Origin of the sequence: Streptomonospora salina (assembly GCF_014204715.1) — a bacterium.
GTDB lineage: Bacteria > Actinomycetota > Actinomycetes > Streptosporangiales > Streptosporangiaceae > Streptomonospora > Streptomonospora salina.
Genome location: NZ_JACHLY010000001.1, coordinates 2337656 through 2351675, shown reverse-complemented (window position 1 = coordinate 2351675; position 14020 = coordinate 2337656). Strand labels below are relative to the sequence as shown.

At 71.5% G+C, this 14020-nt stretch carries 15 protein-coding genes and 1 pseudogene; 10 read left to right on the top strand and 6 right to left on the bottom strand.

The annotated features are described in order from the left end of the window. Nucleotides 1–165: 165 nt before the first annotated feature. Nucleotides 166–1020 (bottom strand): type IV toxin-antitoxin system AbiEi family antitoxin, encoded by an 855-nt coding sequence (locus HNR25_RS10685; RefSeq protein WP_184634612.1) that lies wholly within the window; start codon nt 1018–1020, stop codon nt 166–168. A 421-nt stretch (nt 1021–1441) separates the two neighbouring features. Here HNR25_RS10685 and HNR25_RS10680 point away from each other — a divergent pair, with 421 nt between their 5' ends. The 4 genes from HNR25_RS10680 (at nt 1442) to HNR25_RS10665 (ending at nt 4727) form a co-directional block, all read left to right on the top strand. Next, nucleotides 1442–1996 (top strand): histidine kinase, encoded by a 555-nt coding sequence (locus tag HNR25_RS10680; protein ID WP_184634610.1) that lies wholly within the window; start codon nt 1442–1444, stop codon nt 1994–1996. A 78-nt stretch (nt 1997–2074) separates the two neighbouring features. Beyond that, the gene (locus tag HNR25_RS10675) at nt 2075–2869 is read left to right on the top strand and encodes a DUF4097 family beta strand repeat-containing protein (RefSeq protein WP_184634608.1); all 795 of its coding nucleotides are present in this window, start codon (nt 2075–2077) and stop codon (nt 2867–2869) included. A gap of 101 nt (nt 2870–2970) precedes the next feature. Next, complete coding sequence (locus HNR25_RS10670; RefSeq protein ID WP_184634606.1) at nt 2971–3939, top strand: ATP-binding cassette domain-containing protein; 969 nt, start codon at nt 2971–2973, stop codon at nt 3937–3939. Beyond that, nucleotides 3936–4727, top strand: coding sequence for an ABC transporter permease (locus tag HNR25_RS10665; protein ID WP_184634604.1), 792 nt, complete (start codon nt 3936–3938; stop codon nt 4725–4727). The genes HNR25_RS10670 and HNR25_RS10665 overlap by 4 nt, the downstream gene beginning before the upstream one ends. A 100-nt stretch (nt 4728–4827) precedes the next feature. On the opposite strand, the gene HNR25_RS10660 is transcribed toward HNR25_RS10665, so the two are convergent. The 3 genes from HNR25_RS10660 to HNR25_RS10650 form a co-directional block, all read right to left on the bottom strand. Continuing rightward, complete coding sequence (locus tag HNR25_RS10660) at nt 4828–5544, bottom strand: acetate uptake transporter family protein (RefSeq protein WP_184634602.1); 717 nt, start codon at nt 5542–5544, stop codon at nt 4828–4830. A gap of 350 nt (nt 5545–5894) precedes the next feature. Continuing rightward, complete coding sequence (locus tag HNR25_RS10655; protein ID WP_184634600.1) at nt 5895–6866, bottom strand: pirin family protein; 972 nt, start codon at nt 6864–6866, stop codon at nt 5895–5897. A gap of 330 nt (nt 6867–7196) precedes the next feature. After that, a complete protein-coding gene (locus HNR25_RS10650) occupies nt 7197–8057 on the bottom strand; it encodes an alpha/beta fold hydrolase (RefSeq protein WP_184634598.1) in 861 nt (286 codons plus the stop codon). A gap of 62 nt (nt 8058–8119) precedes the next feature. Here HNR25_RS10650 and HNR25_RS26830 point away from each other — a divergent pair, with 62 nt between their 5' ends. The 3 genes and pseudogenes from HNR25_RS26830 to HNR25_RS10635 all read left to right on the top strand — a co-directional run bounded on the left by HNR25_RS26830 (nt 8120) and on the right by HNR25_RS10635 (nt 9719). Then, nucleotides 8120–8701, top strand: a complete 582-nt coding sequence (locus tag HNR25_RS26830; RefSeq protein WP_184634596.1) for a CGNR zinc finger domain-containing protein — start codon at nt 8120–8122, stop codon at nt 8699–8701. Nucleotides 8702–8760: 59 nt separating this feature from the next. Then, nucleotides 8761–8964 (top strand): annotated as a pseudogene (locus tag HNR25_RS10640) (arginine deiminase family protein); the annotation flags it as partial. 116 nt (nt 8965–9080) lie between these two features. Further along, nucleotides 9081–9719, top strand: a complete 639-nt coding sequence (locus HNR25_RS10635) for an HD domain-containing protein (RefSeq protein WP_184634595.1) — start codon at nt 9081–9083, stop codon at nt 9717–9719. 125 nt (nt 9720–9844) lie between these two features. Here HNR25_RS10635 and HNR25_RS10630 read toward each other — a convergent pair whose 3' ends face one another. Continuing rightward, on the bottom strand, nt 9845–11281 hold the full coding sequence (locus HNR25_RS10630; protein WP_184634593.1) for an MDR family MFS transporter: 1437 nt from the start codon (nt 11279–11281) through the stop codon (nt 9845–9847). Nucleotides 11282–11761: 480 nt separating this feature from the next. Between HNR25_RS10630 and HNR25_RS10625 the strand changes: the two genes are divergently transcribed. Continuing rightward, nucleotides 11762–12172 (top strand): VOC family protein, encoded by a 411-nt coding sequence (locus tag HNR25_RS10625; protein WP_184634591.1) that lies wholly within the window; start codon nt 11762–11764, stop codon nt 12170–12172. Between the two features lie 94 nt (nt 12173–12266). Here the strand turns inward: HNR25_RS10625 and HNR25_RS10620 are convergent, their stop codons facing one another. Further along, the gene (locus HNR25_RS10620; protein WP_184634589.1) at nt 12267–12476 is read right to left on the bottom strand and encodes a DUF2625 family protein; all 210 of its coding nucleotides are present in this window, start codon (nt 12474–12476) and stop codon (nt 12267–12269) included. A gap of 165 nt (nt 12477–12641) precedes the next feature. Here HNR25_RS10620 and HNR25_RS10615 point away from each other — a divergent pair, with 165 nt between their 5' ends. Together HNR25_RS10615 and HNR25_RS10610 are read left to right on the top strand one after the other, a co-directional pair. Then, on the top strand, nt 12642–13376 hold the full coding sequence (locus tag HNR25_RS10615; protein ID WP_184634586.1) for a hypothetical protein: 735 nt from the start codon (nt 12642–12644) through the stop codon (nt 13374–13376). A 227-nt stretch (nt 13377–13603) separates the two neighbouring features. Beyond that, on the top strand, nt 13604–14017 hold the full coding sequence (locus HNR25_RS10610) for a hypothetical protein (RefSeq protein WP_184634585.1): 414 nt from the start codon (nt 13604–13606) through the stop codon (nt 14015–14017). Nucleotides 14018–14020: the final 3 nt, after the last annotated feature.

The following is a 14020-nucleotide window of genomic DNA, read 5'->3' as shown; positions in this document are numbered from 1 at the left end:
AAAGGCTGCGGCAATGGGGCGCAGCTCGCCCAGCGAGCAAGCCGGCTTGCCGCCGAGCGCACGCTGCGGGGTTCAGCGGGGCTCGCCGCCCGCCGGGGGCGTCGCGCGTCGCGCACGTGTCCAAGGCCGCCGAGCGCACACGGCGCCCTGAAGCGGGAGCCGTCCTCAACCATTCGTCTCCCGCTGGCGGCGCAACGTCATGCACATATAACGAATCCGCTTGCGTACCTTCTCCGCATGCGACGGCGCAGGCGCCCAGCCGCGGCGCCGCAACCGCGCGAACAACCCCAGCAGAAGCACATCCGGCTTCACCACGACCTCGCGCGCCCGAACCACGAACACGTCCCACCCCAGCCCGGCCAATTCCGCCACTCGGTCGGCATCACGGTCGCGATCAGACTGAGTGTGGAACTGCGCACCGTAGTACTCCACACCCTGGCGGTAATCCTCGTACCCCAGATCGAGATAGGCCGGCCCGTCGGCGAGGCCGACCGGAACCTGCGAGCGCGGCCGGGGCAGACCGGCATCGATGATCAGGCAGCGGGACCAGCTCTCCCCCGGCGATTGGGCCTCCGGATCGGCCACCTCGAGTGCGGCGGCGATCCGGCGCCCGTAGCGGGTGCGGGCATCGGCGCGCAGCCACAGGCGCCGCGCGTCCACACCGCTGTGCAGGAACTGGTCGAGCGCGGCGACGGACTCCAAGCGGGGCAGATACCCGGCGCAGTCGGCGGCGGTGCGCTCGAGCCTGGTGACGGGCAGGTCGGCGATGGTGGTGACATCGTCCCGGTCAATCGACCACCGGTAGGTCCGGGCTCCGGGAGCCGGAAGGCCCGCGCGGTCGCGGGGAACGGAGATCTCCACGGGCCACGAGGCCGAGATACGGCCGGGCGGGAGTACATCCAATCCGTGCAGCAGGGCCGCGGTGCGTCCCACGACCACCGCGCCTTCCGGTAAACGGTCGGCGAGCTGTGCGACCCGGGAGCCGTGGGGCGGGTTGCCGATGGTTTCGGCGCTGGGCATCCGGCGCTGGATCGCCCCGTGCGGGGTGAGCGTGTACGGAGGAAGTGAGTTCATGAGTCAAGAGTGGAGCGGTGCATCAGGGCAGGAGCGGTTTTCCACAGGGCCGATATCTGCGGAGGCCCGACGTCTCCGGCGGGCGTCGGGTCCCGCTGGAGCCCGCAGCGTGCGCTCGGCGGCAAGCCGGCTTGCTCGCTGGGCGAGCTGCGCCCCATTGCCGCAGCCTTTGGGGTAGCCGTCTCCGGGGGGTCTCGAGGGGTTCCTCGGGTGCTGCCGGTGGCGGCGCAGACCATGACGCATCTCCAGGCGAAGATGTCGGCGGCGGGTGGGCTCGGTCGGCGCCGACACGCCGGGAGGCAGGCATGGCGTCGAACCGAGCCGGATGACGCTTGACATGACATCACTGTGACGTCACCATGAAGTCATGGATCTGCTGCCGTACATCGACAACCTCCGCCACCAGCTTGTGGTCGCCGCCGAAGCGGGCGACGAGGACGCCCGAGCGGTCGCCGAACGCCTGACCACGGCATTGGAGCCGGCCGCGCGGCTGGCTCTGCTGGACGCGCTGTCCGCCGCCACGGACGAGATCACCCGCGACCTCGCCCCGGGATCGGTCGAGGTCCGGCTGCGCGGAGGCCGGCCCGACTTCATCGTGACGCCACCGCCGACCGACGAACCGCCCGAAGACGGCACCGGGGGAGGCACTGAGACGTCGCAGCGCCGTCACGATGACGTCGCCGGGGATGCCCGGGGAGCGGCGGGTGCGTCCGACGCCGACGAGGGGGGCACCTCTCGGATCACCTTGCGCATGCCCGAGAACCTCAAGCTGCGGGCCGAGGAGACCGCCCGCAGCGAAGGGCTCTCGGCCAACGCCTGGCTGGTGCGTGCCGTGGCCGCCGCGCTCGACACCGGGACACGCCGGGTCGGCCGGAGCGCGAGCCGCCGGGTCGGGCGCAACTACACCGGCTGGGTCCGCTAGCCGCCCGCCCTCGACACCACCCTACGTACGCCTCCCACCGGGGGAGACGTCCACAAGCGCCATGACCGGGAGACACCTGTGCCGACTTTCGATACACCCGAACCGATCACCGCCGAGATCGACCTGTTCATCGGCACCGTCCAGATCGACGCCGGCGACCGCGCCGATACGACGGTCGAAGTCCAGCCGCGCGATGCCGCCAAGGACGCCGACGTGCGCCTGGCAGAGCGGATCCGGATCGAGTACGGCGGCGGGCGGCTGCTGGTGAACGACCCCGACAACACCGGCCTGGGCCGGCTGCTGCGCAAAGGCGTGGCCGACGTGACCATCGAGCTGCCGGCGGGTTCCCAGGTCCAGGCCGAGGCCAACAACGCCGACATCCGGTGCGACGGCCTCCTCGGCGACTCCAGGATCACCGCCTCCGTCGGCAACCTCGTGCTGGACCGGGTGGCGGGACACGCCGAATTGACGTCGACACACGGGCTGATCCGCGCCCGGGAGATCGACGGCACCGCCACGGTCCAGACCACCCACGGCTCCGTCACCCTCGGCACGGTGACCGGCCGGCTGCGGATGAAAACCGCGCACGGCGACATCGTCGCCGATCGCGCCCTGGACTCCGTCGAAGCCAAGACCGCCCACGGCGGCGTCCGGATCCGCGAGGTGGTCCGCGGCCGCGTGGACCTGGAGACCTCCTACCGGGAACTGGAAATCGGCATCGCCGAGGGCACCGCCGCCTGGCTGGACGCGAGCACCAAACACGGAAGCGTGACCAGCTCCCTGGAAGCGGCCGAGGACCCGGGCGACGCCGACGAGACCGTCGAGGTCCATGCCCGCACCAACTACGGCGACATCGTGGTCCGCCGCGCCTGACCCGCAGACCCTCCGCCGCCGCGAGCGCGCACACCCGACCGATCCGAACACCCGCCGCTGCACACCACCGCCGATCGCGGCGAACGAGAAACGAGGCAGCAATGACACCACCCGCCCCCCGAGCGGCCATCACGGCCACCGGCCTGCGCAAGTCCTACGGCGACCACGTCGTGCTGGACGGCATCGACCTGGACGTACCGGCGGGGACCGTCTTCTCCCTGCTCGGCCCCAACGGCGCCGGCAAGACCACCATCGTGAAGATCCTGTCCACCCTGATCGCCGCCGACAGCGGCGACGTGCGGATCCTCGGCCACGACCTGGACACCGAGCCCGACGCGGTGCGCGCCGCCATCGGCGTCACCGGCCAATACGCGGCGGTGGACGGACTCCTCACCGGCGAGGAGAACCTCACGCTGATGGGCGATCTGCACCGCCTGGGCCGCCGCCGCGCCCGCCGGCGCGCCGCCGAACTCGTGGAGCGGTTCGACCTGGCCGAAGCGGCCAAGAAGCCGGCCTCCACCTACTCCGGAGGCATGCACCGCCGGCTCGACCTCGCGATGACCCTGGTCGGCGACCCCCGCATCATCTTCCTCGACGAACCGACCACCGGACTGGACCCGCGCAGCCGCCGCGGGATGTGGGACATCGTCCGCGAGCTGGTGTCCGGCGGCGTCACCGTCGTCCTCACCACCCAGTACCTGGAGGAGGCCGACCGGCTCGCCGACCGCGTCGCGGTCCTCGACCGCGGCGGCATCGTGGCCCAGGGAGCGGCGGAGGAACTCAAGCGCCGCATTCCCGGCGGCCATATCCGGCTGCAGTTCGCCGAGGCCGGCGCTTTGGATTCGGCGGCCCGAGCGCTCGGCGGATCGCGGGACGACGACGCGCTGGCGCTCCAGGTCCCCAGCGACGGCGGACTCGCGTCGTTGCGGACCCTGATCGACCGCATCGACGCCGCGTCGATCGGGGTCGAGGGGCTCTCCGTGCACACCCCCGACCTCGACGACGTCTTCCTCTCCCTCACCGGCCACCCCAGCACCGACGACGACACCCGGAAGGCTGCCGCACGATGACCACACTCACCCGCGCCGCGGGCGACTCGGCCACGATGGTGGGCCGCCAGATGCGGCACCGGCTGCGCTACCCCTCCCTGACGCTCATGCTCGCCGGCATGCCGATCGTCCTGCTCCTGCTGTTCGTCTACGTCTTCGGCGGCGCTATGGGAGCCGGGCTCGGCGGCGGCTCCGGCGGCCACGCCGCCTACCTCGACTACATCGTCCCCGGCATCATGCTGATCACCGTGGCGATGGTCGCCCAGGGGACGGCGATCTCCGTGGCCACGGACATGACCGGGGGGATCATCGCCCGGTTCCGCACCATGGACATCGCCCGCGTCTCCGTGCTGACCGGCCACGTCGTCGGGGCCCTCGTCCAGACGCTGTTCGCCCTCGCGATCGTCACCGGGGTGGCGCTGCTGCTGGGATTCCGGCCCAGCGCCGGACCCCTCGCGTGGATCGCGGCCGCCGGCCTGCTCGTGCTGGTCACCTTCGCCCTGACCTGGCTGACGGTCGCGCTCGGCATGGTCGCCGACGGCGTCGAGACCGCGAGCAACACCCCGATGCCCCTATTGTTCCTGCCCTTCCTCAGCAGCGGCTTCGTGCCCACCGACACGCTGCCGACCGGGTTGCGGCAGGTCGCCGAGTACCAGCCCTTCACCCCCATCAGCGAGACCCTGCGCGGGCTGCTGATGGGATCGGAGATCGGCGGCAGCGCGGCGCTCGCGGTCGCCTGGTGCGCCGCCGTCGCCCTGGCCGCCTACCTCTGGGCGAGGAGACTCTACAACCGCGATCCCGCGCGCTAGCCCGACCGCTCCCGTTCGGAATCCGCCCGCCCCGGCAGCGCTCTGCGCGACGCCGGGGCGGGCGTCGGGCTGCGGGCGCGGGCCGGGTCGGCAACCGCGATCACAGCTGTTCGCGCACCCCGGCCTCGCGTTCGATCGTGGCCGCCTGCTCGCGGAGGTTGCCGCGCATCGAGGCACGGCTGCCGCCCCGGCGGAGCACCGGAAGGATCGTGCGCTTGCTGATGTCCTCGACGAGCAGGGCCAGCGAACCGTAGAGCGCGAGCACGAACAGCACCAGCCCGGCGACGCCGGAGACCGTGGCCCACAGCGGCGTGCCGGTCAGCTCGTAGCCGGCGGTCAGCGCGAAGCGGGCCGATGCGCCCAGCAGCACCGCCGCGGCCAGCAGCTTGCCCGTCGCCGCGCCTACGGCGGGCACGAGCAGGCCGACCGACACGGCCAGCATCAGCACCCCCAGCGTGGGGATGGAGATCACCCCGGGCGGGGAGGTGAGGGAGACGACCGCGGTCGACAGCCACGTTCCGCCCAGGATGCCCATAGCCGTTCCGACCACGATGTCGCGATCGAGGAAGCCGAATATGCAGCCGAGCAGCTGCAACGGGAACGCGAACGCGATCAGCACCAGGGACACGTGGTCGCGTTCGCTTGCGGGCAGCCACCCCAGTTGCAGCGCGCTCAGCATCAGGGTCGCCACCGCCAGAGCCATGAACCCCACCGGGGCGGGGCTGGCGATGGGGCGCAGGCCGATCCGCACGGACGGCGCTTCAGGGCCGTCGGATGGGGCGGGCGTCGTCTCGGGTGCGGTTCCGGTTCCGGTCACTGTGGCTCCCGTGGCGACTCGCGTGCACACCCGGGCACCGCGTGTCGCCGGCGCGCGCCCGGACGCCGGCACGGCCCGCTGCCTACGGCCGAGACCGGGCGGACGCGCGTGCACGGGCACGGCGTGCCGCCGCCTCGCGGTCCGTCGCGGCGCCGACGGTCAACCGGCTTCACCCACGCCGCATCGACACCCGGTACCGTAGCGCGCCGCCGCCCGGCCGACGGCGGCGGGCCCGCGGCGAGCGCATCGCCCCGCGAGCGCGCCGATCGCGCGCCCCCGCCGGTGCACGGACCGGCCGCGCGCGACCGTGCGCGGGTGCGGCCGCCTCGACCGAGGCGCGCCGCGGGTGGTCATTCCCGTGGGATGAGGCGTGCGTTGGGCAGTTCCGGGGCGGGCAGGGTCGCGGTCCAGGCCTCGGGGAAATCCCCGAACCGGCGGTCGCGCCGCGAAGGATCGCTGCGCTCGTCCTGCCACTGCCGCCGGTACGCGGCGATCTCGTCGTGGTCGGACCCGATGAAGTTCCACCACATGACGATCCGTTCGTTCAGCGGCTCGCCGCCCAGTAGCAGCAGCCGGGCGCCCGCGCTCGTGTCGGCGTGCGCCTCCACCGACGACCGGCCCGGCGGCAGGTACGCCAACCGGCCCGCGCCGGCGGTGACGCCGCCGACGTCCACCGATCCGGTGTCGACGAGGACCCCGTGCTCGAACGACTCCTCCACCGGAAGGCGCAGCCGGGCGCCGGGGTCGAGGACGATCTCCGCGCCGAGCAGCGGCGAGAAGGTCGCCACCGGAGAGGTCTCCGAACCCAGCGAGCCGAGGAACACCCGCAGCTGTGCGCCTCGGGTCCCGGTCTGCGGCGGGGCGTAGTGCTCGAACGCGGGCGCCGCCTGCCGGTGCGCCCGCGGCAGCGCCAGCCACAGCTGCGCGCCGTGCAGCACGTCGGTTCCGGGCGTGGAGAACTCCGAGTGCGCGATCCCGGAACCGGCCGTCATCAGGTTCAGCTCGCCCGGCCGCACCGCCGCGTGCGCACCCGTGGTGTCGCGGTGCTCGATTTCGCCCTCGAACAGCCACGACACCGTCTGCAACCCGGTATGCGGGTGGCCGGGCACCTGCATACCGCCGGTCGCCGACACACGGTCGGGGCCGTAGTGGTCGACGAAGCACCAGGCCCCGATCAGTGAGCGCTTCCGGCGCGGCAGGGTGCGCCGTACCGTCATCGCGCGCGGACCGCCCAGCGGCACGTCGCGGGGTTCGACCAGCTCCACGGCGGCCGGGCCTTCGGCGCATACGACCTCCTGCGGGGCCGCTTCCACATTGCTCACGGGTGGCTCCTCCACTGGCGGGTCGGGTCGGTCGGCCGCCGCGCGCCGCTCGACCGTTCCGGCGGTCCCGGTTCGGCCCCGGCGCGGGCGCACGCGATGCATCGGCGTCGGTGAACCGGCGGTCGTTGGGCCTGTATACCCTGCCCGGCCGGGCAGCAGGCCGAGCGGCCGGGGTCCGTCGCCGCCGTGTCGAGACGGGGCGGCGACGGACCCGATCACCGGGGTGAACGGCCCGCGCAATGCCGGTAGGGCCGGCCGGTGCCTGCGTGCGGATCCGGGGCGCGCGTCCGCCGGTCCCCGCATCCCCGGGCGGCCGGGTGGCGCCCGCCTTCAGCCGGCGAGGAACTCCGACAGGGCGTGCGCCGCGGCTTCGGGGGCGTCCTCGGGCAGGAAGTGTCCCGCACCCGGGACCGTACGCAGGCGCGCGCCGGGGACGGCGGCGGCGAGGTCGGACCCGACCGACGGGTCGAGCCAGCCGTCCTGCTCGCCCCACAGCACCAGGGTGGGCGCGGTCACCGAGTCCAGAAGCTCCACAGCATCGCGGGTGTCGGCGTAGCCGACCGCCGCGACTTGGTCGACCCAGCGGTTCTGGCCCTGCCGGCCGGCCCACGGCGCGAGGTAGGCCTCGGCCACGTCAGGGGGCATGGGTGTCTGGACGGCGCTGCGCAGCCGGATAGCGGCCAGTTCGGCGAACACGTCGGCGGGCATCGTGCGCCAGGCCTCGGCGTAGCGCTGCTGGTGGTCGGTGAAGGGGGTGTTCCACGGCCCCAGCACCGCGGCGTCGACCAGCGCCAGCGCAGTCACGGGTACCTGTTCCACCAGGTGGGCGCGTGCCACCACACCGCCGCCGATGTCGTGGCCGACCAGGGCGGGCGCGTCCAGCTCCCAGTGGTCGACCAGTTCGGCGAGCGTGGCGGCCTGCCGCGCGATCGAGGGGGCCACTCCGGGATCGGCGCGGGAGTCGCCGAATCCGAGCATGTCCCACATGTAGACCGTGTGCTGCTCGGCCAGCCGTTCGGCGACGCCGCGCCACAGGTAGGACCAGGCCGGCGTGCCGTGTACGAGGATCACGGGAGGTCCCTGGCCGAGTACGCCCGTGGCGACCCGCCCGCCCGATACGCGGACGCGGTCGGGCAGGCTCCAGGCCGAAGAGACGGCGGCGGGTGCGGTGGTGCCCTCGGTGGTGGGCATGGCAACCTCAATCGTAATCGGTAAACTTTCCTTAGAACGATTACCCTATCAGGGAGTAAGGCGTGAAGATACTTTTTACCGATTACGCGTCGGGTGCGGGTGTCGCTACGGCCCTCGTCAACACCGCTCCGCAGGTGCGCAGCGACGGCGACGCCCTGGCCGACGCCACCGCTCTGTCCGCGTTCCTCGCAGCGCACGGGCTCACCCCCGCGGCCCTGGACGGCGGAGGACGTCCCGCCGACGCCGATGTGTCCGCCGTCCACCGCCTGCGCGGCGACACCCGCGCCGCTTTGGAGAACGGATCCGAGGACGCGCTCGCAGCCGCCGCCGCGTCGCTCGTCGCCCGCGCCGGCGCCGGCCCCCGTCTCGACCGGGACGGCGATGGGCGCTGGCAGTGGGCGGTCGCCACGGTGGACGGGGCTCCGCTCGCCGACGAGCTGGCCGTACTCGTCGGTGTCGGGCTGCTGGGCGTGCTGCGCAACCTGGGAGCGGGGCGCGTGCGCGCGTGCGGGTCACCGGAGTGCGCGGGTGTATTCGTCGACACCAGCCGGGCCGGGCGCCGTCGCTTCTGCATGCCGGAGATCTGCGGCAACCGGGTCAACGTGGCCAACCACCGTGCGCGGCGGCGGTCCGAAGGCGCGTAGGTGCGGTGCGCCCGCCGAGGGGCGGGCGAGAATAGCCCAGAGGCAGCAGCGATCAACCGGAACGCCAGCAATGGGACAGCGCGAACAACGCCGTTGCGATCGCACCGGGCACCGTGTTCACCTACGACCGCAACACCCGGACGAACACCGCGCTGCGCAAGGCCGGGGTCGAAGTGATCACGATCAACGGCGCCGAGCTGGGCCGCGGGCGCGGGGGCGGCCACTGCATGACGTGCCCCATCGTCCGGGACCCCGTGGACTGAAGCCGGACAAGAGCGGCACCCGCGGCCCGCGCAGGCGGCCCTGCCCCCGCTGCTGAACGCGGGTCCGGGAATGCGTCTGCCGGCCCGGGCCACCGACGAGGAAGCGGAGAACGACCATGAGCGAATCCATCGCGGACGTGCGGATCCCAGACAGCGCCCTGGCGCGGGAGGCGACCGAACTGGTACGGGAAACAGCCTCACCGCTGCTGTTCGACCACTCCCGGCGCGTGTTCCTCTGGGGATCGCTGCGCGGCTACGACCACGGGCTCCGGTTCGACCCGGAACTGCTGTATGTGGGAGCGATGTTCCACGACCTGGGGCTGACCGAGCGCTTCGGGCGCACCGACCAGCGCTTCGAGCTCGACGGTGCCGACGAGGCCCGCCGGTTCCTGCACGCCCGCGCCGTCACCGGAGAGGAAGCCGACCGGGTCTGGACGGCGATCGCCCTGCACACCACGCCGGAGATCCCGCTGCACATGGCGGCCGAGATCGCCCTGGTCACACGGGGAGTGGAACTGGACGTGCTCGGCATCGGCTACGACGCGGTCACCGACGAGCAGCGCGCGGCCGTGGTCGCCGCCCACCCCCGGCCGGACTTCAAGAACAGGATCCTGGCCGCGTTCACCGAGGGCGTCAAGGACCGCCCCGAGACCACGTTCGGCAACGTCAAGGCCGACGTGCTCGCCCACTGCGTCCCCGGCTTCGTCCGCGGCGACTTCGTCGAGGTCATCAGAAACTCCGACTGGCCGGAGTGACGGCCCCACCTGTCTGAGCCCCGGCGCAGCCGCCGCCCGCTGCACAGGGCGGATCGCAGAAGCGGGTCGGGTCGGTACGGTTTCCCGGTCCCTGCGGACTCCCGCAGTGACCGGGGAAAAACGACCTACCCCGAGGCGGCACTGCCTCGCATGCTGGGGGCGGCGTCGGAGTCGCGGATGAGGGATACGACCACCAGCCCGAGGACGGCGAAGGCCACAGCCGCCAGGAAGGCGCTGTGGTAGGCCGCCATCTGGGCTTGGGCGCGAGCCGCGTTCGACGCCGCTTGGCCCAGCGCCGCCGTTTCGGCCTGGCCGCGGACCACCAGCACGGTCGACAGCACGGCGACACCGGTCGCGGTGGCGACCTGGCGGCTGGCGTTGAACAGCGACGTAGCCCGGCCCATGGACGCGGAGGCGGTCTGTGCGAACGTCGCGGCCTGCAGCGGAACCATGGACGTTCCCATGCCGATCCCCTGGATGAACATCAGCCCGCCCAGGACCCAGTACGGCGTCGAGAGTCCGACGAGTTGGAACGACAGGTTGAGGCATCCGATCAGCGTGAGCCCCGCCAACAGCAGCCGGCGCGGCCCGACGCGCGGATAGAGGCGGCTGATGAACTGCGTGGTGATGACCATGCCCAGTGCCTGCGGCATCAGTACCAGGCCGGCCTCCAGCGCGGACGAGCCGCGCAGGTTCTGCATGTAGAGCGGCACCAGGAACAGCACCCCGAACATCCCGGCGGTGATGCACACCAGCGCCGCGTTGCCGGCGCCGAAGAGCCGCTCCCGCAGCAGGCGCAGGTCCAGCATCGGTTCCGGCGCCGTGAGCTCCCGCCGGATGAGGAGGCCGATGAACACGGGGGCGGCGGCGAGGCCGCCCCACACCGACGGTTCGCCCCAGCCCGCCTGGGCCGCACGGTCCAGGGTGACCAGCAGGCTCGCCAACCCCGCGCCGGCGAGGACGAACCCCGGGATGTCGAAGCGGCCGGCGCGTTCCTGCACCTCCTCACGCAGGAACACGACGGTGAACAGCAGCGCCAGGCCGCCGATGGGCACGTTGATGAAGAAGATCCAGCGCCAGCTCGCGTACTCCACCAGGAAACCGCCCAGCACCGGCCCCAGGGCGGGAGCGATGCTGGTCGGGATCATCAGCACCGCCGAGGCCTTCGCCCGCTCCTGGGCGGGAAAGGCGCGGAACAGCATCGCCTGGCCGACCGGAACCAGCATGCCTCCGCCCACGCCCTGCAGCACCCGGGCCGCGATCAGCCATCCGATGCCCGTGGCCAACCCGCACAGTACCGATGCCGTGGTGAACACGAGCACGGCGAGCTGGAAGGTGCGCTTGCTGCCGAACCGGTCGCTGATCCAGCCGGAAGCGGGGATGAACACCGCGAGGCTGACCATGTACCCGGTCAGCACCCACTGCAGGGTTCCCTCGTCGACACCGAACTCGCGCCCCAGTGTCGCCAGCGCCACGTTGAGGATGGTCACATCGAGGATCTGCATGATCAGCCCGAAGACGAACGTGACCGCTACCAGCCACTTGTACTCGACACGACGCAATCGAGGGCTCCGTCTCCACACGGCGGTGATCGGTGCGGCCGGGCCCCGCGCCGGCGGCAGGCCGCTGGTCCCGGCACGAAAGTGCGACTCCCGGTCCCGGACCCCTACTACCCACGAAACACAGGGATGTCTGCCTGCCGGTGCGGTGGAAGCCGCAGCGGAGGGCGGCCATGCCGCGCTCCGCCGGCACGGAACCGGCGTCCGGTCCCGGGACACCGCTCCGCCCGGAGAACCGCCCGGGGCCGGGAAGGGACGGGATCGCGGCGGACCGCCGCGCGCCGCCGTGCCGAGCGAGTCCGGTCCCGGGAGAGTCGGTGGTAGGGCCGTTCCGCCTGCGACGACCGAAGCGCCCAAAGAGCGGCTCCCGAATGTCGTCGGTGGTCCTTACCTTGGTGCCCGGTCCGGTCCAGCCGCCCGCAGGATCGGGCGGACCGCGATCACCGTGTATCCGAGGGTTCCACGAGAAGAAAGGAGCCGACGATGTTCGTTCCCGTGACCAGCATCCTGGTCGACGACCAGGACAAGGCCCTGGCGTTCTACACCGACGTCCTGGGGTTCGTGAAGAAGCACGACATCCCGGTCGGCGACGCCAAATGGCTGACCGTCGTCGCGCCCGACGCGCCGGACGGCGTCGAGCTGCTGCTCGAACCGGACGGCAACCCCGGGGTTCGGATCGACGGCGAGCCCGCCGCGCAGGTGTACAAGAAGGCGCTCTACGACGCGGGCATGCCGTTCACCATGCTCGGCACCACGGACCTCCAGCAGGACTACGAGCGGATGAAGGGATTCGGCGTCACGTTCACCCAGGAGCCGACACAGACCGGATTCGGCGCGCAGGCGGTGTTCGACGACACGTGCGGCAACCTCATCGTGCTCGTCCAGCAGGACTGACACCCATAGGGGCATCCAGCCGAGCCGTACGAACGTCAGACCAGGCCCACGAAGCCGGGATCGCGGCCGTGGATCCGGCGGCAGAAGTCCCTGTTCAGCCTTCGTCCAGCAGTAGACCGCCGCAGTGCAGGGCGAATGCGCCGAGCGTGGAACGCGCGGTGACCTGGAGCCGCATCAGGCAGGCACGGCCGCGCTCCTCGTCCGGGGCCAGGTGCCGGACCTTCGCCGGGCTCCCGGCGAACCGTTCCAGGAGCGCCGGCCATGCGGGACCCTCGACGTCGACGAGTTCGTCCAGTGATCGCACCGGGCCATTGCCACGCATCCACGCGGCGACGGGTCACGCCCGGGCCTTGGCCCTATCGCCAGGCGGCACGCGCTTTCGGACCTGCACGTGCGACGTCCGCGGTTCGCGGCACGCCGACAGACCGCTGTTCAGCGCCACCTTGAGGAGGTGAGCCACGATGTACACATGTCCGAGAACGAACCGTGGTTCCCCGGACGGTGGGTGTCGGGGTGCGCGCTGATCCTGGGCCCGCTGCTCTGGCTCGCCGGGCTGCTCGTGCGCGGCCATGTTCAGCGCACCGTCGCCCTCGGCCCCGAGGAGCGGGCCGCCCTGGAGGAGTCCGTCTTCGCCGCCCCCGAGCAACTCGCCCTGTACGAACAGAACCCGGGCCTGGTCACCGCGGGCTACGCGCTCTTCGCATTGGGGGCGTTTCTCCTGTGGCCCGCCTTCGCGGCATTGGCCCGCATGTGCGTCGAACGGTCTCCCCGACTCGCGATAGCAGGCGGAGTCCTGCTCATCACCTGCCAGTTCGCGCGCCTGTACGTGGCCGGGGTGGAGCAGAGCGCCTTCCAGACGGTCGACGACGCGGGGCTGGAGCACGCGATCTCGGAGACCCTGGAGAACTACCAGGAGATCTCCTATGGGCCCTGGCGGATCGCTGTCACCGTCAGCGCGCTGCAGTACCTGGGTGCACCGCTCCTGGCCGCGGCCGCTTACCGGGCGGGGGTTCTCGGCACAGGGCGGGCCCTGCTCCTGGTCGTCTGGGCGACGGTGTGGAGCGGTGTGCTCAAGGAGAGCGACCTGCTGTACGCGGGATCGACCGCACTGGCCCTGTGCGTGGCCCTCGTCCCTCTGGGGACGCGGATGCTGCTGGGCCGGCTTCCCGAGCCCAGCGGGGACCGGCGCCTGCTCAGCTGGTGACGCGCACGAGCACTGCACCGCCGCGAACCGAGAGCGGCCGAACGGCGGTCGGGGATGGTGCGTGCGGCCAGGTTGAGGGGTCGACTGTGACGAGGGCAGGCGTGCGCGGTAGAACAGCATCGGAGTCCCCGATTGAGGGCGACGCTTGCTATCCGAACGGATGTCTGGCCGTCAAGGTTCTGCAGGCGAGGTGGAACGAGAATCCCTAAGAAGGCAAGAGCAACTTGATGAAATGGCTCCGAAACGGGTTCATTGTACTGCTCATGGCTTCCGGTGTGTACCTCTTGGCGGGGGATATGTACTCCTATGCGGGGGGCGCGGAGGTCGTATTCACCGACGTTGGCGCGGGACTTGGTGTGCTCGCTGGTGGCATCATGATTTCCAACAGCTATTTGCGGTATGCAGGAAATAGACGGGTGCGAGCCGCATGGATGGCGGGAGCCGTCATTATGATCGCCGTTGGCGTGATTTTTTTCGCCTTCGTTTCGTTGCGTTTCGAATCGGTCGACCTTGAAGGCGAGTACTTGGATGGAGCGGTCGGCCTTGCGGCTGGGGTGATCAGTCCGATCATGGCTGGGGTCGTCGTTGGGATGAATTCACGGGTCCGTCATAGCCCCAGGAGTTCGCCGACGCCAACGTGAGCG